General features: G+C 36.0%; 21 protein-coding genes. 17 read left to right on the top strand and 4 right to left on the bottom strand.

The annotated features are described in order from the left end of the window. Nucleotides 1-27: 27 nt before the first annotated feature. Nucleotides 28-813, bottom strand: coding sequence for a 5'/3'-nucleotidase SurE (surE, locus tag HM983_RS02315; protein ID WP_179343730.1), 786 nt, complete (start codon nucleotides 811-813; stop codon nucleotides 28-30). A gap of 168 nt (nucleotides 814-981) precedes the next feature. Between surE and HM983_RS02320 the strand changes: the two genes are divergently transcribed. Both HM983_RS02320 and HM983_RS02325 read left to right on the top strand, forming a co-directional pair. Further along, nucleotides 982-3,093: a carboxy terminal-processing peptidase gene (locus HM983_RS02320; protein WP_179343732.1), complete on the top strand. Its 2,112-nt coding sequence runs from the start codon at nucleotides 982-984 to the stop codon at nucleotides 3,091-3,093. A gap of 76 nt (nucleotides 3,094-3,169) precedes the next feature. After that, the gene (locus HM983_RS02325; RefSeq protein WP_179343734.1) at nucleotides 3,170-4,264 is read left to right on the top strand and encodes an ABC transporter permease; all 1,095 of its coding nucleotides are present in this window, start codon (nucleotides 3,170-3,172) and stop codon (nucleotides 4,262-4,264) included. Here HM983_RS02325 and HM983_RS02330 read toward each other — a convergent pair whose 3' ends face one another. The 3 genes from HM983_RS02330 to HM983_RS02340 form a co-directional block, all read right to left on the bottom strand. After that, complete coding sequence (locus tag HM983_RS02330; protein WP_179343736.1) at nucleotides 4,265-4,945, bottom strand: hypothetical protein; 681 nt, start codon at nucleotides 4,943-4,945, stop codon at nucleotides 4,265-4,267. It lies immediately after the preceding gene. Between the two features lie 7 nt (nucleotides 4,946-4,952). Then, the gene (gene yihA, locus HM983_RS02335) at nucleotides 4,953-5,570 is read right to left on the bottom strand and encodes a ribosome biogenesis GTP-binding protein YihA/YsxC (protein WP_179343738.1); all 618 of its coding nucleotides are present in this window, start codon (nucleotides 5,568-5,570) and stop codon (nucleotides 4,953-4,955) included. 170 nt (nucleotides 5,571-5,740) lie between these two features. After that, the gene (locus tag HM983_RS02340; protein ID WP_179343740.1) at nucleotides 5,741-6,505 is read right to left on the bottom strand and encodes an alpha/beta fold hydrolase; all 765 of its coding nucleotides are present in this window, start codon (nucleotides 6,503-6,505) and stop codon (nucleotides 5,741-5,743) included. Between the two features lie 297 nt (nucleotides 6,506-6,802). Here HM983_RS02340 and mraZ point away from each other — a divergent pair, with 297 nt between their 5' ends. The 15 genes from mraZ (at nucleotide 6,803) to HM983_RS02415 (ending at nucleotide 23,387) form a co-directional block, all read left to right on the top strand. Beyond that, the gene (mraZ, locus tag HM983_RS02345; RefSeq protein ID WP_179343741.1) at nucleotides 6,803-7,273 is read left to right on the top strand and encodes a division/cell wall cluster transcriptional repressor MraZ; all 471 of its coding nucleotides are present in this window, start codon (nucleotides 6,803-6,805) and stop codon (nucleotides 7,271-7,273) included. Beyond that, the gene (rsmH, locus tag HM983_RS02350) at nucleotides 7,260-8,156 is read left to right on the top strand and encodes a 16S rRNA (cytosine(1402)-N(4))-methyltransferase RsmH (RefSeq protein WP_179344077.1); all 897 of its coding nucleotides are present in this window, start codon (nucleotides 7,260-7,262) and stop codon (nucleotides 8,154-8,156) included. Before mraZ ends, rsmH begins: the two co-directional genes overlap by 14 nt. Then, nucleotides 8,153-8,476 (top strand): FtsL-like putative cell division protein, encoded by a 324-nt coding sequence (locus tag HM983_RS02355; protein WP_179343742.1) that lies wholly within the window; start codon nucleotides 8,153-8,155, stop codon nucleotides 8,474-8,476. The genes rsmH and HM983_RS02355 overlap by 4 nt, the downstream gene beginning before the upstream one ends. Before the next feature lie 57 nt (nucleotides 8,477-8,533). After that, a complete protein-coding gene (locus HM983_RS02360; RefSeq protein WP_179344078.1) occupies nucleotides 8,534-10,495 on the top strand; it encodes a penicillin-binding protein in 1,962 nt (653 codons plus the stop codon). After that, a complete protein-coding gene (locus HM983_RS02365) occupies nucleotides 10,492-11,955 on the top strand; it encodes a UDP-N-acetylmuramoyl-L-alanyl-D-glutamate--2,6-diaminopimelate ligase (RefSeq protein WP_179343744.1) in 1,464 nt (487 codons plus the stop codon). Before HM983_RS02360 ends, HM983_RS02365 begins: the two co-directional genes overlap by 4 nt. 40 nt (nucleotides 11,956-11,995) lie before the next feature. Then, a complete protein-coding gene (locus tag HM983_RS02370; protein ID WP_179343745.1) occupies nucleotides 11,996-12,355 on the top strand; it encodes a four helix bundle protein in 360 nt (119 codons plus the stop codon). A gap of 23 nt (nucleotides 12,356-12,378) precedes the next feature. Then, a complete protein-coding gene (gene mraY, locus HM983_RS02375; protein WP_179343746.1) occupies nucleotides 12,379-13,620 on the top strand; it encodes a phospho-N-acetylmuramoyl-pentapeptide-transferase in 1,242 nt (413 codons plus the stop codon). A gap of 81 nt (nucleotides 13,621-13,701) precedes the next feature. Next, entirely contained in the window at nucleotides 13,702-15,039 is a 1,338-nt protein-coding gene (gene murD, locus HM983_RS02380; protein WP_179343748.1) for a UDP-N-acetylmuramoyl-L-alanine--D-glutamate ligase, read from the top strand. 86 nt (nucleotides 15,040-15,125) lie between these two features. Beyond that, a complete protein-coding gene (locus HM983_RS02385; RefSeq protein WP_179343750.1) occupies nucleotides 15,126-16,319 on the top strand; it encodes an FtsW/RodA/SpoVE family cell cycle protein in 1,194 nt (397 codons plus the stop codon). A gap of 2 nt (nucleotides 16,320-16,321) precedes the next feature. After that, a complete protein-coding gene (gene murG / locus HM983_RS02390; RefSeq protein ID WP_179343752.1) occupies nucleotides 16,322-17,428 on the top strand; it encodes an undecaprenyldiphospho-muramoylpentapeptide beta-N-acetylglucosaminyltransferase in 1,107 nt (368 codons plus the stop codon). Further along, a complete protein-coding gene (gene murC, locus HM983_RS02395) occupies nucleotides 17,425-18,777 on the top strand; it encodes a UDP-N-acetylmuramate--L-alanine ligase (RefSeq protein ID WP_179343754.1) in 1,353 nt (450 codons plus the stop codon). Before murG ends, murC begins: the two co-directional genes overlap by 4 nt. A 109-nt stretch (nucleotides 18,778-18,886) precedes the next feature. Continuing rightward, nucleotides 18,887-19,486, top strand: coding sequence for a cell division protein FtsQ/DivIB (locus HM983_RS02400; RefSeq protein WP_317166934.1), 600 nt, complete (start codon nucleotides 18,887-18,889; stop codon nucleotides 19,484-19,486). A 3-nt stretch (nucleotides 19,487-19,489) separates the two neighbouring features. After that, entirely contained in the window at nucleotides 19,490-20,821 is a 1,332-nt protein-coding gene (gene ftsA / locus HM983_RS02405) for a cell division protein FtsA (RefSeq protein ID WP_179343758.1), read from the top strand. Nucleotides 20,822-20,872: 51 nt separating this feature from the next. After that, nucleotides 20,873-22,783 (top strand): cell division protein FtsZ, encoded by a 1,911-nt coding sequence (gene ftsZ, locus HM983_RS02410; protein ID WP_179343760.1) that lies wholly within the window; start codon nucleotides 20,873-20,875, stop codon nucleotides 22,781-22,783. A gap of 154 nt (nucleotides 22,784-22,937) precedes the next feature. Next, on the top strand, nucleotides 22,938-23,387 hold the full coding sequence (locus HM983_RS02415; protein WP_179343762.1) for a GatB/YqeY domain-containing protein: 450 nt from the start codon (nucleotides 22,938-22,940) through the stop codon (nucleotides 23,385-23,387). The last annotated feature ends 15 nt before the right edge of the window (nucleotides 23,388-23,402 follow it).

Genomic DNA, 23,402 nt, shown 5'->3' on the forward strand with positions numbered 1-23,402 from the left:
GATTTAGCGAACATTATATTTTGTCATTTAATTAGCGTCTTTACCATTTAAATTCCACGTATTCAAATTCTGTATTTCACGATGAGCCGTCATATCAAACTGAACGGGAACAACTGAAACGTAGCCATTTTCTAATGCCCATTCATCGGTGTCCTCACCGTTATCCATATTTACAAACTTACCCGCAAGCCAATAATATTCACGACCCATTGGGTTGGTACGCTTGTCAAACTCTTCTTCCCAATTGGCGCGTGCTTGCCTGCAGACTTTTATGCCTTTGATCTCTTTTTCTTCAATATTTGGGAGGTTCACATTGAGTACAACACCTTTGGCCATACCATGCTTAAGAGCTTGTCTTGTTACAGTTTCTACATAGGTTTTGCAATGTTCAAAATTGGCATTCCAATTATAATCTAATAACGAGAATCCAATGGCAGGGATGCCTTCAATACCAGCTTCTAATGCAGCGCTCATAGTGCCTGAATATATCACATTGATGGAAGAGTTAGAACCATGATTAATTCCAGATACGCAAATATCAGGTCTTCTGTCGAGGATTTCGCGGACGGCTAATTTTACACAATCTGCAGGTGTTCCAGAACAACTGTACTCAGGTTGTTTGCCATCTATGTCAACTTTTTCTAAGTAAAGTGTATCATTAACGGTAATGGCGTGACCCATTCCACTCTGAGGGCCATCTGGTGCTACTACAACAACATCGCCAATTTTATTCATTACAGAAATTAAAGTTCTTATACCTGGAGCTGTTATTCCGTCATCGTTAGTTACTAAAATCAAAGGTCGTTTTGGCATATGGGCTATGGTTATTTGTCTTCACAAAAATACTAAAAAGCATCTCAAACAAGCGTAAATTCAGGTTTAACAAAAAATTAGTGCCGTGATTTTTTATGGCACGATTTTTTCTTCTATTTTAGACAAAAACAAATTTGTTCCAAATTAGATTTTAAAAAATAAGGAAATATGAAAGGGAATTATAAATTTTTGTTGCTGGCATTGCTCATAGCCTTTGCTTCATGTAGTTTTACCAGTAAAACATTTGATGATCCGGATAAAGATAAATTGTTGGTACAATTAATCACCTATGTATTGGATCAAGGGCATTTTAATCCACAAGAATTAAATGACGATTTTTCAACCAATGTGTTCGAAGATTATTTGTATCAAATAGATCCATTTAAAAGGTATTTCTATCAATCGGATATCAAAGAATTTGAGGTTTATAAAAATCAGTTAGATGATCAACTCAAGGATTACGATATAGCTTTTTTCAACTTAACGCATGAAAGGCTGTTGCAGCGGATCGAGGAATCTAAACAAATCTACTCAGAGATTTTAGAAAAACCTTTTGACTTTACGCAAGATGAAGAATTCTCTACTGATTACGAAAGTTTAGATTACGTAAAAAATAAACGTGAAATGAGAGAGCGTTGGAGAAAACAACTTAAGTTTTCTACGATCGCCAATTATGACGATGTTGCTGGTGATAATGAAAATAAGTTACAAGATGAAATGTCAATTGAGGCTGAAGCTAGAAAAGATACCAAACAAGCATTAGACGAACTTTATGACTTTATTGACGATAGAGATAGAAACGATTGGTTTGCGGTATATATTAATGCTATCGTAGAGGAATTTGATCCACATACATTTTATTTTGCACCAGAGGATAAAGAAAGATTTGATGTAGCCATGTCTGGTAATTTTGAAGGTATTGGAGCCAGATTGCAGAAGAAGATGGATGCTATTACGGTAAACGAAATTATAAGTGGAGGACCTGCTTGGAGGGCCAATGAGCTCGAAGTCGGTGATCAAATTATTAAAGTAAGACAAGAAGGCGAGGAAGAAGGTGTTAAAGTTGTTGGAATGCCTTTAGATGATGCCATTAAATTTATAAAAGGTCCAAAGGGAACCGTTGTTACCTTAACCTTAAAAAAAGTTGATGGTACAATCGAAGATATTTCGATTCGAAGAGATGTGGTAGAGCTTGAAGAAACCTACGCAAAATCTTCAACTGTAATTAAAGATGATAAGAAATTTGGACTAATCAACTTACCTAAATTTTATATCAATTTTGAAGATTACAATAAACGTAATGCTGCTTCAGATATTAAACAAGAAATTGAAAGATTAAAAGAAGAAGGCATCCAGGGATTGGTTTTAGATTTAAGAAATAATGGTGGTGGTTCTTTGCAAACTGTAGTTGACATCGTTGGTTTATTTATTGAAGAAGGTCCAGTAGTACAAGTTAAAACTACAGGCGAGCCTAAAGAAGTATTAAAAGATACTGATAAATCAATTGTATGGGATGGTCCATTGGTAATCATGGTCAATGAACTTTCGGCTTCAGCTTCCGAAATTTTAGCCGCTGCGATGCAAGATTACAAGCGTGCAATCATTATCGGAAGTAAACAGACCTATGGAAAAGGAACGGTTCAGAATGTTTTGGATCTTAACCGTATGGTGAGAAACAATTCTAACGGAGATATGGGAGCCTTAAAATTCACGACACAAAAATTCTATAGAATAAATGGTGGTTCTACTCAACTTGAAGGAGTAAAAAGTGATGTTGTAGTTCCGGACCGTTATAGTTTTATTGATATCGGAGAGAAGGATTTAGAAAACCCATTACCTTGGGACAAAATAGAATCTGTAGATTACGAACTGTGGGGAAATTATTTTGATTATGATACTACCATTAGTAAAAGTCAAGCACGTATGGCAGCAAACGAGCAATTAAAGCTTATTGAAGCTAATGCTAGATGGGTGAAAAAGATTAGAGACCGTGAAATTTACTCTTTAAATTATGATGATTATAAAAGAGAAATGGAACTAAACGAAGAGGAAGCAAAACGTTTTGATCAGTTATCTGAATACAAAACAGACCTTACATTTTCATCATTACCATATGAGAAAAATTTAATGCAAAAAGACTCTGTCTTAAAAGAAAAGCGTGAGCGTTGGCATCTGGCTTTGGCAAAAGACGTTTATGTGGAAGAGGCTCTAAATGTATTAAACGATTTAAAGATGACATATGCCATAAAAAATAAAGTGGCTACTTCTGTCAAAGATTAATTATATTATGCTTTGTTGTCCAGTCTTAAGCTATGAAAGGTTATTGGATAGTTAGATTTTGAAATATTAAGGCAGAATGGCAAACCAAAATAATTCATTAACAAGATTAGCGCTTCAAAAGTTCAAAAAAAACTTTTGGGGCGTTTTTAGTTTGGGATTGATTGCTCTAATTGGTGTTATTTCAATATTTGCATATGTTTTTGCACCAGATGCCTCTAAGAATGCCAATCAAATGCATTTGTCAATTCATTCTAAGCCACCTGGTTTCGAAGTGCAGATGCTCACTATTCCTTCCAATATTGCGGTAGACCAATCGTTAGTTTCTAAACTGTTCTTTGGCTCACAAAATACGGATACCGAAATACCAATTACGTCTTATAAAGTCACAGGTAATACTCTAACTTACACCGAGTATGCCTCAGACGGTTTGCAGGGATTAGAGAAGCAGATAGACCTCGATCGTTTTGAAAATAATAATTATAAAGATCATATTGAAAATAGAACCTTCCTTTTTGGCACAGACAAATATGGAAGGGATTATTTAAGCCGAATTTTGATTGGCTCTCGTATTTCATTCTTTATAGGGTTTGTTGCTGTTTTTATCTCATTAATTGTTGGGCTTTTAATGGGTAGTTTGGCAGGTTATTACGGCGGAAAAGTTGATGTTATTATCATGTGGATCATTAACGTTACATGGTCAATACCAACTCTTTTATTGGTTATAGCCATTACATTGGCTTTGGGGAAAGGATTTTGGCAGGTTTTTATCGCTGTAGGTTTAACGATGTGGGTGGAGGTAGCTCGTGTTGTACGCGGACAAATAATTAGCGCAAAAGAAATGCAGTATGTTACTGCGGCTAGAGCTTTGGGTTATAGTGATTACAGAATTATTACTAAGCATATATTGCCTAATATTTTTGGGCCATTAATCGTTATTTCAGCAGCGAATTTTGCAGCCGCAATTCTAATAGAAAGCGGATTGAGTTTCTTGGGTATTGGAGCACAACCGCCAATGGCAAGTTGGGGAGCAATGATAAAAGACCATTATAATTATATTATTCTGGGCAAACCTTATTTGGCTTTAATACCGGGAATTTGTATTATGCTTTTGGTAATGGCATTTATGTTGGTTGGTAACAGTTTGCGTGATGCTTTGGATGTGAAAGGATAATTATTCGTCTTCTTTAAAAAATAATGTCCATTTTTCAGGATCTAGATGTATGGCCATGTAATCTGCTCTATATTCGCCATTTCTTATCAATGTTTCGCCATTAGGTTTAATAGCGGCAAAAGAACCACATAATGTTTGAGTTCTAAATAATTTATCTCTGAAATAATTATTACGATCCATATAGAAATATTCATCTATTCTATGGCGTCGATTTCTTAACTTCATTCCATTTTCGAACAAGCAGATGAAAGTGATTCCCTGTTGTTCGAGTTGTAATTTAATAGGATTTAAAAATTCTTTTCTATCATTTATTTCAAAAGCAGTCCATTTATCATCCCTGCTTGAGGAACATAAATCACCTTTATAATAGTATTCTAGAATTATTGAATTGGTATCGGGAATTTTCTGCGACGTGATTTTTTCAAGTTCTTCTTTTATAGATTTATAGTAAAAACTTCCTCTTTGATATAGACTTTTCTTTAAAAAAATATAGCGTTTTTTATTATCACCTAAGGAATCCCATCTTACCAGGCCTAATTCCTTATCTCTCAATTTGTTTTGGGCATATCTCTCACTAATAGTATCGCCTTTTTCATCAAAATATATGCGTTGTTGAGAAAAAACAAATAATGATAAAAATAGAAAAATCATTAAACTGATCAATAATTTGATTTTAAACATTTTGAAATCATTTGCGGTTTTTCAATTCCTCAATCTCATTATTCGTAGCTTCTATAAAGTCCAGAACTTCATCTTGTCCAATGCCTTTAGAAGACGATGTCACAAAATAAGGAGGTAATTCTTCCCACCATTTCAATAGCTTATCACAATAATCTTTAACATGGCGCTCAATAGCAATAGGTTTAAGCTTGTCGGCTTTGGTGAAGATAATGCCAAATGGGATGCTGTTTTCGCCCAAATATTGCATAAATTCCAAATCAATAGGTTGAGGTTTGTGTCGGATATCGACCAGCACAAAAGCTGAGATAAGCTGTTGTCGCTTTTCAAAATAATTAGTAATAAATTTCTGAAACTTCTTTTTTGATGTTTTTGAAACACGAGCATAACCATAACCTGGTAAATCTACTAAATACCAATTGTCGTTGATTATAAAATGATTAATAAGTTGAGTTTTTCCAGGTCGTCCTGAAGTTTTTGCTAAACTTTTTCTATCTGTTAGCATGTTTATTAAAGACGATTTGCCAACATTACTTCTGCCGATAAAGGCATATTCGGGTAAGTCGTTTTTGGGGCATTTTGCCACTTCAGAATTACTGACTACAAATTCGGCTGATTTTATTTTCATGTTACTTCGTACGAAAGAAAGAATCTTTTTTAAATTAAACTTTATTCGAATTGACGCGGTGCTTCATCAAAGAATTAATGAAAATATTTTGCGCGACTCCGTCTCTTTAAGAGATAATTTTTATCAATGAGGTGCTTATTAGAAGCTTATAAATTCAATATTTGTAGCCTTTACATTCCACGTTTATCAAGCCAACCATTCAAAATTGTATTAAATTCTTCAGGATGTTCCATCATAGCAGCATGGCCACATTTATCAATCCAAAAAAGTTCAGAATCTGGTAATAGTTCGTGAAACTCCTCGGCAACTTCTGGTGGAGTCACATTATCATTTTTACCCCAAATAATACAAACTGGTGTTTTCATATTTGGCAGGTCTTTAGCCATATTGTGTCTAATTGCACTTTTAGCAATAGCTAATGTTTTTACCAGTTTATTCCTGTCATTTACTGTTTCGTAAACTTCATCCACAATTTCTTTAGTTGCCACGTCTGGATCATAAAATACATCTTGTGCTTTTTTCTTGATAACCTCATAATCACTGCGCTTAGTGTAACCTCCTCCCATGGCGCTTTCGTAAAGTCCTGAGCTGCCTGTAATGATTAATGCTTTTACTTTTTCTGGATATAATTTTGTGTGATAAAGACCAATATGCCCACCTAATGAATTGCCTAATAGAATAACTTCATCAAGATCTTTAAACTCTATGAATTTTTTTAAATAATTGGCAAAACTCTTAACGTTAGTTTTAAGCAGTGACATAGTGTAAATTGGGAGTTCTGGAATAATAACCTTGTAGCCGTTAGAGCTAAAATGGTTAGTGACTGCATCAAAATTACTGAGGCCGCCCATTAATCCATGCAGTACAATAATTGGTGTGCCTTCACCTACTTCAATATATCTAAAATCCTTTTCTTTCTTTAAAAGGTGTGCCATGTACGGATTAGTGCTTGAGTGTTAAAAACAAATATAACTAAATCCTTTAGAATATAAATTAAACGACCATTTATCAACATTTAAAATTGCGAAAATGTTTTTAACAAGCTTTACACATCATTTTAAAATAAAATTTTTAGCTCGATTGATTACTATCGCTAGCATCAGGAAATTTGAAATGGTCCAAAATAGATATTCGGGTCAAAACTTATCAACAAAAGTGGGAGAATGTGGTAAAAAGTGGTGTTTTTTTCAATATATTTGAATCATAATCGTTAAAGTGGTAAGCGAAATCTTTTGAATTCATTTATAGGTACATACGAGTGTAAAGCTGATGCCAAAGGAAGGTTAATGATACCTGCTGGTCTCAAAAAACAGTTGTCGGTAGCATTGCAAGACGGTTTTGTTTTAAAACGAGCCGTGTTTCAGCCATGTCTGGAATTATACCCAATGGCAGAGTGGAATGCCATGATGCAAAAAGTGAATAAGCTCAATCGATTTAAGAAAAAGAACAACGATTTTATAAGAAGATTCACGGCTGGAGTAAAAATTGTCGAGGTTGATAATGCAGGTAGATTGTTGATTCCAAAAGATTTAATTGCTTTTTCAGGAATTTCGAAACAAGTGGTTTTGGCTTCGGCAGTTAATATTTTAGAAATTTGGGATAAGGATAAATACGAACGAGCTATAGATGATGCAGCTTCTGATTTTGCGGATTTGGCAGAAGAAGTAATGGGACAAGATGATGACGACAATGGAATATCATAATGCAGTACTACTCAAGGAAACCGTCGACGGTCTCAATATAGATCCAACAGGCGTCTATGTGGATGTCACGTTTGGAGGTGGTGGACACAGTAGGGAAATACTTTCTAGGCTTGGTCCCAATGGTAAACTCTATGCATTTGATCAAGATAAGGATGCGCTAAAAAATAAAATTGAAGACGACCGGTTTGTGTTGATTAATGAGAATTTTAGATTCATCAAACGGTTCTTGAGGTTTTATGGAGTGAAGGAGGTAGATGGTGTTTTGGCAGATTTTGGAGTTTCATCCCATCAATTTGATGTAGCAGAGCGCGGATTTTCAACACGTTTCGAAGCTGACCTGGACATGAGAATGAATCAAGACAGTAAGCTTTCGGCTTTTGAGGTAATTAATAAATATTCTGAAGAGCAATTGAGAGATGTGTTAATGCAGTATGGAGAATTACGCCAAGCACCTGCCATGGCAAGAGTTATAGTTTCTGAAAGAAATAAAACTGAAATAAAGACAAGCGAACAATTAAAAACAGTACTTAAGCAGTTTTTAAATCATAAAAAGGAAAATAAAGTGCTGGCGCAAATTTATCAAGCCATCAGAATAGAGGTTAATCAAGAAATTGAAGCCTTAAAAGAGCTGTTGCTGCAAACGCCAGAAATTTTGAAAAAAGGGGGCAGGTTAAGTTTCATTTCTTACCATTCTTTGGAAGACAGATTGGTGAAAAGATTTATCAGAAACGGATTGTTTGAGGGAGAGCCCGAACGTGATGTTTTTGGAAATTTTGAAGTGCCATTGAGAAAAGTAGGAAAATTAATTGTGCCATCCCATAATGAAGTAAAACAAAACAACAGAGCGAGAAGTGCAAAGTTGAGGGTAGCTGAGAAATTATGAAAAAGAGTATTTACAGCATATTGCGTGGTAAATTTCTAATCAGTGATGATTCGTTTAAAAATTGGCGCATCATCATTTTTGTTTCGGTCTTAGCAATTATCATGATTGCAAGTTCGCATAGCGCAGACAAAAAAGTACACGAGATTGCAAGACTTACAAATGAAGTCAAAGAAATGCGTTCTGCCTTTGTAGATGGAAGATCAAAACTAATGCGATTAAAAATGGAGTCATCCATCATAAAAAAAATGGCGGATAAGGGTGTTCAGATTTCAGAAATTCCACCCACTAAAATTAAAGTTAAATCATCAATACAGAATTAAGCTTTGGCAACAACAGAGACCAACATATTAAACAGATTGTACTTCGTGGCAGGCTGCATGTTTGTGTTTGCTATGGCTGTGGTGTTTAAGTTATGTACAATTCAATTTGTACAGGGAGACAAGTACCGTGACCTAGCCGAAAAAAGAACTGTAAAAGATTTCGAAATTGAGCCAAATCGCGGTAATGTGTATTCTGCTGATGGTAGTTTGTTGGCAACCTCAATTCCCAAATATGATATAAGGATTGATGCCATTCAACCAAAAAACAAGGTTTTTGAAGCCCATATTAATGCTTTGGCAGATTCTCTTGGCAAATACAGAGGTAAGCCTAAATCATATTATGTAAATGTTATTCGTAAAGCAAGAAAAAACAAAAACAGGTATTTTTTGTTAGCAAGAAATATCAGTTACTCTGATTATGTGAGGTTGAGAAATTTCCCTTTACTCAATTTAGGCGCTATCAAAGGAGGGCTTATTGTGGAGCAAAATACAAGAAGAGAACACCCTATGGGAGGTATAGCCTCAAGATCCATCGGTTATGAGCGTTTTGATGAAGATGGTAACGTAACTCGAGCTGGTATTGACGGGGCCTTTGGCGAAGATTACCTAAGAGGACAAAAAGGAAAACGTCTAAAGCAAAAAATAGGAAACGGACAATGGAAACCAATTGCAGATTATAATCAAATTGAGCCACAAGATGGTTACGACGTATACACCACAATTGATGTTAATATTCAGGATATAGCCCATCATTCGCTTTTGGGACAATTAGAGGAATACGAAGCAGAACACGGTTGTGTAGTGGTAATGGATGTAAAAACGGGCGAAATTAAAGCTATATCTAATCTTGGTAGAAATAAGGCAGGAAAATATTACGAAAGATTGAATTATGCCGTAGGCGAAAGCCATGAGCCTGGTTCCACCTTTAAGGTTATGGCAATGATGGCTGCGCTAGAAGATAAAGTGATTGATACGTCTACTATAATTGATACGAAAAAAGGGACTAAATATTTCTACGGACGTACCATTAGCGATTCGCATCGTGGTGGATATGGTAAAATTTCTGCAGCAAGAACGTTGGAAGTTTCGTCTAATATTGGATTAGCCACCATAGTGGATGATCACTATTCTGATAACCCTGAAAAATTTCTAAAACGACTAAAACAATGGAAACTAAATAAGCCACTTGGAGTTTCCATAGTTGGTGAGGGGATTCCGGATATTCCAGAGCCTGGAGCATCCAATTGGAGTAGAAACGCATTGCCATCTATGGCTTATGGTTACAACTTGACTATGACTCCTTTACAGACTTTGGCATTCTATAATGCTATCGCCAATAAAGGAGAACTAATCAAACCAAGGTTTATCAAAGCCGTAAAATCTTTTGATAAAGACATAGAAGTGTTTAACAAAGAGGTGTTAGTCGAAAAAATATGCAGTGACAAGGTTTTGGCAGAAATGCGAGATATGCTCAAAAACATCATTATTAGAGGTACAGGTGAGCGCATGTATTCCGAAGTGTTTTCAATGGCTGGCAAAACAGGAACGGCAAGAACCGATTATGCAAATGCAGAAGAATGGAATAAAGACAGAAAATACATTTCGTCTTTTGCAGGCTATTTTCCTGCAGATCAACCAAAATACTCTTGTATTGTAGTAATTCACAAGCCAAGTACAAAAGTTGGCTATTATGGAGCGGACGTTTCTGGTCCGGTTTTTAAAAGAATCGCACAAAAAATTTATACAGACACACCAATTATAGATGAGGTGGATAGTTTGAATTTTAACAACAATGTGGTCAATAAGGAATTCGAGAATTTCTACACCATGTCACGCAAGTACAAAACACTTATGCCAAGTGTCATCGGTATGCCTGCAATGGATGCAATCGCATTGCTAGAGAACTTGCAGATCGATGTAAAAGTGAAGCTCAACGGTAGTGGGATTATAAAAAAACAGTCTATTAACAAGCTGCAAAAATTACAGCCAAACCAAACCATAGTTTTAGACGCGTCATGATGGTTTTAAAAGACATATTGTACAAGGTTACTATCAATGCAGTCGTCGGCAGTACGAGTATTGAGGTGAATAAAGTTGAATTTGATTCACGTAAAATCGAATCTAATGATGTCTTTGTGGCTATTTCCGGTACAATAAACGATGGGCACAAATTCATAGAACAAACGATTGAAAACGGAGCTATTGCTGTAATCTGCGAAAAACTCCCAAAGCAACTTAAGGATGGTGTTACGTATGTGAAAGTGACAAATTCTAGTCAAGCATTGGCACACATGGCAGCCAACTTTTTTGAGTATCCATCACAAAACTTAAAGTTGGTTGGAGTTACAGGTACAAACGGTAAAACAACGGTTTCTAGTTTGCTATATCAATTGTTTAAAAAAGCAGGCTATAAAGTCGGATTGTTGTCTACCGTGAAAATTATGGTAGATAATAAAGAATTTAAGGCCACCCATACCACTCCAGATTCATTGACTTTGAATAAGTATCTAAAATTAATGAATGAAGAGGGTGTGGAATACTGCTTTATGGAGGTGAGTTCACATGGAATTCACCAAAGCAGAACAGAAGGTCTCGATTTTAAAGGTGGAATTTTTACAAACCTGTCCCATGACCATTTGGACTATCATGAAACCTTTGCCGAATATCGGGATGTCAAGAAATCATTTTTTGACAATCTGCCTCAGCATGCTTTTGCATTATCAAATATAGATGACAAAAACGGTTTGGTAATGCTTCAGAACACACAGGCAAAAAAATATACCTATGCATTAAAAAACTACGCCGATTATCGTGCTCAAATTCTAGAAAATGAATTCAGCGGTTTGCTTTTAAAGGTAAATGAAAGTGAATTATGGACACGATTAATAGGAAGTTTCAACGCATACAACATTCTTGCTATTTATGGAACAGCTGAATTGCTGGGCTTAGAAAAAGATGAAACTTTAAGACTTATTAGTGAGCTTGAAAACGTTAGTGGACGCTTTCAATATTTAATTTCTGATGAGAAAATTACTGCAATTGTAGATTATGCCCACACACCAGATGCACTTAAGAATGTGTTGGAAACCATCAATAGCATTCGAACAAAAAACGAAGAATTGATTACAGTTGTTGGCTGCGGTGGAGATAGAGATAAAACCAAACGTCCAAAGATGGCGCATATCGCTTCGGCTTTAAGTACAAAGGCCATATTTACAAGTGACAATCCACGAAGTGAAACCCCAGAAACTATCATTGAAGACATGGAAAAAGGGGTAGAGCCACAAAATTTTAAAAAAACATTATCAATAACCGATAGGAAACAGGCGATAAAAACGGCATGTCAAATGGCAAAGGCTAGCGACATCATTTTAATCGCTGGAAAAGGTCATGAAACCTATCAGGAAATAAAAGGAGAACGCTTTGATTTTGATGATTACAAAATTGTTCAGGAGTTTTTAAAACAATTAAAGAAATAGAAAGAATCTAGAATCACGATTTTAGAATTACGAATTAAAATTGAAACAACAATTAAAAAATAGAACTCAGAAATATGCAGCAGATTGCTGGTGCTTATGTGCAAAATTTCCTTTGTCGAGAGAATACAATGCCTTTTGCAATCAATTGATAAGATGTTCAAGTTCGGTTGGAGCAAACTATAGAGCTGCATGTCGTGCAAAATCTGATGCTGATTTTATCAATAAGCTAAAAATTGTTGAGGAGGAGACCGATGAAAGCATGTATTTCTTGGAGCTGTTACTTCAGGTAAGTGATAAAGAACCCCAAGAAATAAAGCGTTTGCATAAGGAACGGAATGAGCTACTGGCAATAGTCGTAGCATCAATAAAAACAATGCGAGCCAAAAATCGTAAATCATAAATCAAGAATCTTAAATATAAATAATGCTCTATTACCTATTTGAATATCTAGAAAAACAGTTTCAATTTCCTGGCGCTTCGCTATTCGGATTTTTGACGTTCAGAGCTGCTGTTGCTATGATTCTGTCTTTGTTGATTTCTACCATTTTCGGTAAGCGAATCATTAGGTATTTACAGGCCAAGCAAGTAGGTGAGACTATCAGGGATTTAGGATTAGAAGGTCAAGTTGAAAAAGCTGGGACACCAACTATGGGTGGTATTATTATCATTTTAGCAACCTTAATTCCAGTAGTATTGTTGGCTAAGCTTGAAAATGTATATGTCATTCTTTTAATCGTGACCACACTGTGGATGGGAGCCATCGGTTTTATTGACGATTACATCAAAAAATTTAAGAACGATAAGGAAGGGTTAAAAGGAAAGTTTAAAGTATTGGGTCAAATAGGTCTTGGTATCATAGTCGGAGTAACATTATTCTTTCATAATGATGTGACAATTAAAGAAGAATTACCAATCCAAGAGCAGCGTACTTTATTAGCTGAAAATCCGGATTTGCCGCCTGCAAAACTATTTGATGTTGAAGAGAAATCAACCAAAACAACTATTCCATTTGTAAAGAATAATGAGTTTGACTATTCAGACTTAATCACTTGGATCAGTCCAGAGTTAGAAAAATATGCATGGATCATTTTTATTTTGGTAAGCATTTTTATAATAACGGCAGTATCAAATGGGGCAAATCTTACAGACGGCATTGATGGGCTTGCCGCAGGAAGTTCAGCTATAATTGTTCTGACTTTAGGAATTTTTGCATGGGTCTCAGGTAACATCATCTTTTCAAAATACTTGGATATTATGTATATCCCAAGAGTGGAGGAAATCACAATTTACATCACCGCTTTTGTTGGTGCGCTTATTGGTTTTTTATGGTACAACACCTATCCAGCTCAAGTTTTTATGGGAGATACAGGAAGTTTAACTATAGGTGGTATTATCGCAGTGATTGCCATTGCGGTAAGAAAAGAATGGTTGATTCCAGTGCTGTGTGGCATCTTTCTGGCGGAGAACCTTTCTGTGGTAATGCAGGTGAGTTATTTCAAATACACGAGGAAGAAGTTTGGTGAGGGAAGGCGCATTTTTAAAATGTCGCCATTGCACCACCATTATCAAAAGTCAGGCTACCACGAAAGTAAAATCGTTACACGCTTTTGGATCATAGGGATTTTGCTGGCGATTATATCTATAGTGACATTAAAAATTAGATAGTGTTTGTGATTCCTGCGAAGGTAGGAATCCAAAGAGAAATTAATAAAGAAATAGATTCCTGCTTTCGCAGGAATGAAAAAAATGAAGAAAGGAAGGCTGGTCATATTAGGAGGTGGCGAAAGCGGAGTTGGAACAGCACTCTTGGGAAAAGCAAAAGGCTACGAGGTCTTTGTCTCGGATAAGGGAAAAATTAAGGATAAATACAAAGACGTTCTTTTAAATAATGAGATTGAATTTGAAGATGAACAGCATACAGAATCAATAATTCTTAAGGCTGACATTGTCATGAAAAGTCCTGGAATTCCAGATAAAGTGGCTTTGGTAAAACAAATCCGAGAAGCTGGGATAAAAGTGGTTTCGGAAATTGAATTTGCATCAAAATTTACCGACGCAACTTTGGTAGCAATTACAGGTAGTAATGGTAAAACCACAACAGCGACGTTGACGCATCATCTTCTGAAACAAGAATTAGATGTTGGGTTGGCGGGAAATATTGGTGACAGTTTCGCAAAGCAAATTTTACAAAAGAATCATGAGACTTACGTATTGGAGATCAGTAGTTTTCAATTGGATGACATCATTGACTTTAAACCAAAAATTGCAGTACTGACCAATATCACACCAGACCATTTGGACCGATACGATTATAAGTTTGAAAATTATATCGCTTCAAAATTCAGGATAACAGAAAATCAGACGGAAGATGATTATTTCATCTATGATGCAGACGACGAAGTGATTTCAGCATGGCTTAAAACCCATCAAATTCAATCTAAAAAAATTCCTTTTTCATTAACAAGAAAAATTGAGGGAGGAGCCTATTACGACAATAATAAAATAATAATAACAATAGATAATAACCATATAATTATGCCAACAGAAAATATCACATTAGAAGGAAAACACAACATTAAGAATGCTATGGCAGCATCGACTGTTGCGCATTTACTTAAAATCAGAAAACAGACCATACGCGAAAGTTTAGAAAATTTTCAAGGGGTAGAGCATCGTTTGGAGCACGTACTTAAAATCAACAAAGTACAGTATATCAACGATTCTAAGGCAACGAATGTGAATGCCACATATTTTGCTTTGGAAAGTATGGATGCGCCAACGGTTTGGATTGTTGGTGGAGAAGATAAAGGAAACGATTACAAAGAATTGTACCAGTTTGTGAACGAAAAAGTCAAGGCAATTATCTGTTTGGGTGTAGACAACAAGAAACTCATGGAATCTTTCGGAAACATGGTAGATGTCATCATAGAAACACAATATATGAGTGAGGCGGTTAAAATCGCTTATAAAGTTGCCGAAGCTGGAGACAACGTTTTGTTATCGCCAGCCTGTGCAAGTTTCGATCTGTTTGAAAATTATGAGGATAGAGGACGACAATTTAAAAATGCGGTAAGGAATTTATAGGATGCTGTTTTCCTGCGAAAGCAGGAATCCACTCTGCACAAAGATTTAAATAGGTTCTTGCTTTCGCAAGAATGGAAAAATAGAAAATGCAAAATATTTTTTCACATATTAAAGGAGACAAAGCCATTTGGGCCATAGCCACACTATTGGCTATATTTTCATTTTTGCCTGTATATAGTGCTGCTAGTAATTTAGTTAATATCAATGGAGGAAGTACGTTCTCCTTTTTTGTGAAACATTTTATGCACTTGGCACTTGGTTTTGCAATAATCTATGGTATTCACAAAGTTCCTTATAAATATTTTCGGGGTTTGTCCATGATAATGATCCCTCTAGTTTTGGTGCTTTTGCTCATAACAATGCTTCAGGGCACAACAATCGATGGTGCTAATGCGAGTCGTTGGATTCAGATTCCTGTTGTAGGTGTTTCGTTTCAAACTTCGACTTTGGCTGCTGTGGTTTTAATGGTTTATGTAGCGCGATACCTTTCAAAAATAAAAGAGAAAGAAGTTACTTTCAAAGAAACTGTCTTGCCATTGTGGGTGCCAGTATTTCTAGTTTTAATTTTGATTTTACCAGCTAATTTTTCGACAACGGCAATTGTCTTCACAATGGTAATGATGCTGTCGTTTATTGGTGGATATCCATTAAAATATCTTGTTATAATTATTGGAACAGGTTTAGCAGCATTGACGTTTTTTATTTTGGTGGCTAAAGCATTTCCTGACGCTATGCCCAATCGTGTGGACACTTGGATGAGCAGGATTGAAAATTTTTCAAACGGAGCAGATACTGAAGCGGACTACCAAATAGAAAAAGCAAAAATTGCCATAGCATCTGGCGGAATTAAAGGTGTTGGTCCCGGTAAAAGTGTTCAGAAGAACTTTTTACCACAGTCGTCGTCGGATTTTATTTTCGCAATAATTATCGAGGAATACGGCTTGTTAGGTGGACTATTTTTGCTCATAATGTACTCGTGGTTATTATTCAGAATAGTGATTGTGTCGCAAAAATCAGATACCATCTTTGGAAAATTATTGGTGTTGGGAGTTGGTTTACCAATCGTGTTTCAGGCCTTGATAAATATGGCGGTTGCTGTGGAATTGTTTCCAGTAACAGGACAAACTTTACCATTGATAAGTAGCGGAGGAACTTCTATTTGGATGACCTGCCTAGCCATTGGTATCATACTAAGCGTCAGTGCAAAACGAGAAGAAATAAAAAGAAAAGAAGCATTTGAGGGTGATAATCCGTTGGATATTTTAAGCGAAACGATTTAACATTGAATAAAGAAAAAACATACAAATTCATACTTTCGGGAGGCGGTACGGGCGGCCATATCTATCCTGCAATCGCTATTGCTAACGAATTAAAAACACGTTACCCTAATGCAGAATTTTTATTTGTTGGAGCGGCAGATCGCATGGAAATGGATAAAGTGCCGCAAGCAGGTTATAAAATAGAAGGATTGTGGATTTCGGGAATACAGAGAAAATTGACGTTGAGAAACTTGGCGTTCCCATTTAAATTAATGACAAGCTTAATGCGTTCCCGCAAAATTGTGAAATCGTTTAAACCAAATGTGGCTATAGGAACTGGTGGCTTTGCAAGTGGTCCATTACTACAGGCTGCTGTTACTCGAGGTGTTCCAAGTTTAATACAAGAACAGAACTCGTATCCGGGCATAACCAATAAACTATTGGGCAAGAAGGTGAATACCATATGTGTTGCCTATGAGGGTTTGGAAAAATTCTTTCCAAAAGAAAAAATAAAACTAACAGGAAATCCAATTAGAAAAGAATTATTGCAGGTTAGCGGTCAGGAAATTGAAGGTAAAAATGCATTTAATTTAATCCATAAAAAACATACGCTTTTGGTATTGGGAGGAAGTTTGGGTGCCAGACGTATTAACGAATTAATTGAGCAACATATTGATTTATTTGAAAGTCTGAATGTTCAAGTCATATGGCAATGTGGCAAATTGTATTGTCAACAATACAAACAATATAATGATGTTAAACATGTGCAGGTTCATGCATTTTTAAATAATATGGATATGGCCTATGCTGCTGCAGATGTAATTATTTCAAGAGCTGGAGCTATTTCGGTTTCGGAATTATGTATTGTGGGTAAGCCGGTCATTTTTATTCCGTCGCCAAATGTGGCAGAAGACCACCAGACCAAAAATGCAAAAGCAGTATCTGATAAAAGAGCTGCGGTTTTAATTAGAGAAACAGATTTAGAAACAGATTTTGAACAGGAATTTTCAGAATTGATAAATAATCAAGACAAACGCAAAAAACTAAGTAAAAACATTAAAGAGTTGGCATTGGTAAACGCAACCAATGAGATCGTAGATGAGGTCATAAAACTGTTGAAAATAGAATGAAACTAAAGAGTGTAAATAACATCTATTTTATAGGTATTGGAGGCATCGGTATGAGTGCCCTTGCACGCTATTTTGTGGCAAACGGAAAGCAGGTTGCTGGATATGACAAAACTCCTTCAGATATTACAAATGTTCTTGATAAATTGGGTGTTGATATTCATTTTAAAGATGCCATCGAGTATGTTCCAAAGTCTTTTTTGAATTCTGAACAAACAACCATTGTTTATACACCTGCGATTCCAAAAAATCATTCAGAATTAAATTATTTTAAGCATAACGGTTTTAATATTTTAAAACGCTCAGAAGTTTTAGGAGAAATTACCAAGCAGACTATATGCTTGGCTGTTGCAGGTACGCATGGTAAAACGACCACAACTAGTATTTTAGGACATTTATTGAAGGAATGCAATGTACCGGTTACTGCGTTTTTAGGAGGCATCAGTGAGAACTATAATTCCAATCTTATTCTCAATGGCACTGAAGTGAGCGTAGTTGAAGCCGATGAATTTGATCGGTCGTTTTTAACGCTTTCACCAGATTTGGCATGCATCACCTCAATGGATGCAGATCATTTGGATATTTATGGAGATGCTTCAGAACTGATAAAATCGTTTCAGGATTTTGTGAAATGTATCAAGCCCAACGGTAAACTTTTTGTGAAGAACGGATTGCCGCTAAGTGGAATCACTTATGGTATTGAGGACGATTCAGATTACAGTGCGAAAAACATTAAAATAGAAAACGGGAGTTATGTGTTTGATTTTATAACACCTGACGAAACCTGTAAAAGTTTAGAATTTAACCTACCTGGAAGACATAATTTGTCTAATGCAATAATAGCCTTAGCGATGGCTGTAGAATATGGTTGCCCTATTAAACAGCTCGCTGAGGCATTAGCATCTTACAAAGGTGTAAAACGACGTTTTTCCTACCAGATTAAAACAGATGATTTGGTATTTATTGATGACTATGCACATCATCCCGAAGAGATTAATGCAGTGCACCAGGCCGTAAGGGAAATGTATCCTGGCAAGAAAGTTTTGGCTGTCTTTCAACCCCATTTATTCAGCAGAACTCGAGATTTTATGACTGAATTTGCGCAAAGTCTCTCAAAATTTGATGAGATTTTATTGCTGGATATTTACCCAGCTAGGGAACTTCCGATTACTGGTATAACTTCAAAAAAATTATTAAATAAAATTCAGAATTTAAATAAAAAGTTGATAAAAAAATCAGAATTGATTAATGAAATAAAAAATTCCGATGCTCAAATAATTTTAACTATTGGAGCTGGAGATATTGGTGAGGAAGTAAAACATATTAAACAAGCCTTTAAAGTTGAAAATTAATTATAACTATATAAAAATCACTGGTTTAGTCCTTTTAGTGGGGTTTCTTTATGCGTTTTCAGCCGACAGAAATAGAACTAGAAAAGTCCAAAATCCTCAAATTAATTTTATGGGCGAAAATAACTTGTTTATCACAGAAACCACTGTTAGTAAATTGTTAATACAAAATCAAAGGACAGTTGCGGAACAGCCTAAAGAAATTATAGATTTGAACGAATTGGAGATTGCCCTAAAATCTCATCCAATGATTAAGAAAGCAGAAGTGTTTATGTCAGTAAACGCAGAGCTTTCCGCTGAAATTGAACAAAAAAGACCTATTGCACGAGTCCATGCAAATGCATCATATTATGTAGATGATGAAGGTTCAGTGATGCCTTTGTCACCTAATTATTCTGCAAGAGTACCACTCGTTACTGGTAATGTTAAGAAAAGCAACCTCGATATAGTATACCAATTTGCAAAAGCGGTGGATGAGGACGAATTCTTAAAAAAACATGTCATTGAAATTCGTCAAAACGACGATAACACCATTGATTTTAGAATCAGGCAGAACGATTTTATAGTTCATTTAGGAACATTAAATCAGCTCGAAAAAAAGATAAATAATTTCAAGGCCTTTTATCAAAAAGGATTGAAAGACAAAATTTTAGATACTTACAAAAAGGTGAATCTAAAATTTGATAAACAAGTTATATGCACCAAAAAGTGAAGTATGGAACAGCATAACATAGCGGTAGGTTTAGATATAGGAACTACAAAAATTGTGGCCATGATCGGTCGCAAAAATGAATATGGTAAAGTCGAGATTTTGGGTATAGGAAAATCCAAAAGTATGGGTGTGCATCGTGGTGTGGTCAACAATATCACCCAGACCATTCAGTCTATACAACAAGCCGTTCAAGAGGCAGAGGCTTCAGCATCCGAGAAAATAGAGGATGTTACCGTAGGTATTGCAGGCCAGCACATACGCAGTTTGCAACATAGCGATTACATTACAAGAGCCAATTCAGAATTGGTTATAGATGAAGCAGATATTGATCGCTTAATTAACCAAGTGCATAAATTGGTGATGCTTCCCGGTGAAGAAATTATTCATGTTTTACCACAGGAATTTAAGGTCGATGGTCAGGCTGAAATTAAAGAGCCAATTGGCATGTATGGAGGAAGATTGGAGGCTAATTTTCACGTTGTGGTAGGGCAAGTTTCATCCATAAGAAATATTGGGCGATGCGTTAAAAGTTCGGGATTACAATTAGAAGGTATTACCCTTGAACCTTTGGCTTCTGCAAATGCAGTATTGAGCAGAGAAGAGAAAGAAGCAGGTGTCGCGTTGATTGATATCGGTGGAGGCACAACAGATTTGGCAGTTTTTAAAGATGGTATCATCAGGCATACGGCTGTGATTCCTTTTGGTGGAAATGTCATTACGGAAGACATCAAAGAAGGTTGTTCCATTATCGAAAAGCAAGCCGAACTATTAAAAATAAAATTCGGTTCTGCATGGCCTGGAGAAAATAAAGACAATGAGATTGTATCCATACCAGGACTGCGAGGAAGAGAGCCAAAGGAAATCACGTTAAAAAATCTATCAAAAATTATTCATGCTAGAGTAGTAGAAATAGTTGAACAAGTTTATGTCGAAATAAAAAACTACGGGCACGAAGAGCAAAAGAAAAAATTGATTGCAGGCATTGTATTAACTGGTGGTGGTAGTCAATTAAAGCATTTAAAACAATTGGTGGAATACATCACAGGAATGGATACTAGAATAGGTTATCCAAACGAGCATTTGGCAGGTGATAGTGATGATGATATAGCAAGTCCATTATTTGCAACAGCGGTTGGTTTAGTCATGGACGGACTAAAGCGTCATGACCGTAAAAAAGCAGAAGAGCTTGAAGTGGAAAATGAAGTCGAAAATGAAAGTATAGAGTCAGTACAAGCAGAAAATGAAACGGTTGTTGGGCCACCGAAAAAAGAGCGTCGTTCGTTCTTGGACAAGCTAACTGAGCGTGTCAAAGAATTTTTGGACAACGCTGAATGATAAAAACAAGACATTAATTAATTAAAACATAAAATCCCAAAATCAGAAAATATGAGCAACAACAATGAATTTGGAAATATATCCTTCGATTTGCCAAAGCATCAATCTAACGTCATTAAAGTTATTGGCGTAGGAGGTGGCGGTAGCAACGCTATAAATCACATGTTTCAACAAGGCATAAAAGGTGTCGATTTTGTAATATGTAACACGGACGCACAAGCACTTCAAAATAGTGGTGTTCCTAATAAAATTCAACTTGGTGTTGCTTTAACAGAAGGTTTAGGTGCAGGTGCCAATCCAGATGTTGGTGAAGAAGCAGCTGTAGAAAGTTTAGAAGATATACGCAGAATGTTAGATACCAATACTAAAATGGTATTTATCACTGCTGGTATGGGTGGTGGTACAGGTACAGGTGCTGCGCCAATCATCGCGAAAATGGCCAAGGAATTGGATATTCTTACCGTTGGTATCGTAACAATGCCGTTTCAATTTGAAGGCAAAATGCGAAACGAACAAGCACAGAAAGGGATTGAAAAATTACGTATGCATGTAGATTCGTTGGTGGTAATCAATAATAACAAACTACGTGAGGTTTACGGTAATCTTGGATTTAAGGCCGGGTTCTCAAAAGCTGATGAAGTATTGTCTACAGCTTCAAGAGGTATTGCAGAAGTTATAACGCATCATTATACACAAAACATTGATTTACGTGATGCAAAAACTGTATTGAGCAATAGTGGTACGGCAATCATGGGTTCTGCTGCGGCATCTGGTCAAACCAGAGCTCAGGAAGCAATCATGAAAGCTTTGGATTCTCCATTATTAAATGATAATAAAATAACTGGAGCCAAAAATGTACTGTTGCTAATCGTTTCAGGTTCTCAGGAAATCACCATTGATGAAATCGGTGAAATCAATGACCATATTCAAAACGAAGCTGGTCACGGTGCCAACATTATTATGGGTGTAGGAGAAGACGAAAGTTTAGAAGAGTCTATTTCTGTCACAATCATCGCGACGGGTTTTGATATCGATCAGCAAAACGAAATTTCAAATACCGAAACTAAAAAGGTTATTCATGCACTGGAGGATGCTGAAGATAAAATAGTAAAGGATCCAGCGATTATCACACCGGATATCACTTTAGAAAAGAAAAAGGAGACACCCATTGTGCGTCACACTTTAATCGAAGATGTTGAGGAGGAGCCAAAGCCAAAAAACAAGAATAATGGCATGGACTTAATCAAAACTTCAGATTTTTTAAAAAATATGAATGTGGTTTATGACGAGGTTTTAGATAAGAAAGAGGAGACCGAAGAATTTATTATTACGCCTATAAATAAGGCCGAAGTCATTGAAGAGTCAGAACAAGAGGAAGAGCAAATCACGCTAACATTTGATTTGCCATTGACCAATAAAGCAGAAGTTAAGGATGAACAGGAATCAAAAGAAGAAAAACTTTTTTTCAGTTTAGATGAAGACGTGAAGGATTTAAACGTCAATGAGCCTGTTGAAATTATTGCTGTTACGGAAGTCAACAAAGAAGGCGAAAAACGCTATGCTTTGGATGATTTTGAAACATTTGAATCTTCAATAAATACAAAGTCTGAAAAGACCGAAGTTAAAGAAGAAGTTGTTTTCGAAAAGAAAGTGCTTCCTGTTCAAGAAGAAGAGCCGCAACTTCAAGAAGAAATTGATCCTATGAATAGTCCAATCTCTGAGATGTTGATAGCACGTGCAGACGAGCGCAGACGTAAGATGAAAGATTTCAATTATAAATTCAATACAGCAAAAATAGACGAAATAGAAAAAGAGCCTGCTTACAAAAGACAAGGTGTAAATTTAGAGGATGCACAACATTCCTCAGAAACTAATGCTTCAAGAATGTCCGTCGGTACAGATGACAATGATGATATTCAATTAAGAAGTAATAATTCGTTTTTACACGATAACGTAGATTAATAGCAAATTTAAGTCATTGTGAGTAACACCTTGTCAAGCCCAAAAAGCCTACCTCAGCTTTTTGGGCTTTTTGTAGAAATATTTTCTAATATATAAATCTGAAATCAACCTCAGATTTTTAGTATCTTCGCATCCTAATAAAATTGAATAGATAATGAGTTTACAAGATGAGGTAATGACTGCGATGAAAGCAGCTATGAAAGAGAAGGATCAAACGGCTTTAGCAGCTTTGCGAGCTGTAAAGTCTGAAATTTTATTAGCTCAAACAGCGTCAGCGTCTAACGATGGTTTAACAGAAGAGGAAGAGGTTAAAATCTTATCCAAATTGGTCAAACAACGTAAAGATAGTGCTGTCATTTTTGCTGAACAAAACAGACAGGATTTGGCTGAACCAGAATTGGCACAAGCAGAGGTAATAAGCCAATTTTTACCAGCACAATTATCTGAAGAAGAAATCACAGTAGAAGTCATGAAGACAATAGCCGCAGTTGGTGCAGAAGGAATGAAGGATATGGGTAAGGTAATGGGTATTGTAAATAAGAAATTGGCTGGTCAAGCCGATGGGAAGACCATCTCTAATATTGTAAAGGCTAAATTGGCCTAATTTAAAAGTTTGGAA

Source organism: Winogradskyella ursingii, assembly GCF_013403975.1.
Taxonomy (GTDB): domain Bacteria; phylum Bacteroidota; class Bacteroidia; order Flavobacteriales; family Flavobacteriaceae; genus Winogradskyella; species Winogradskyella ursingii.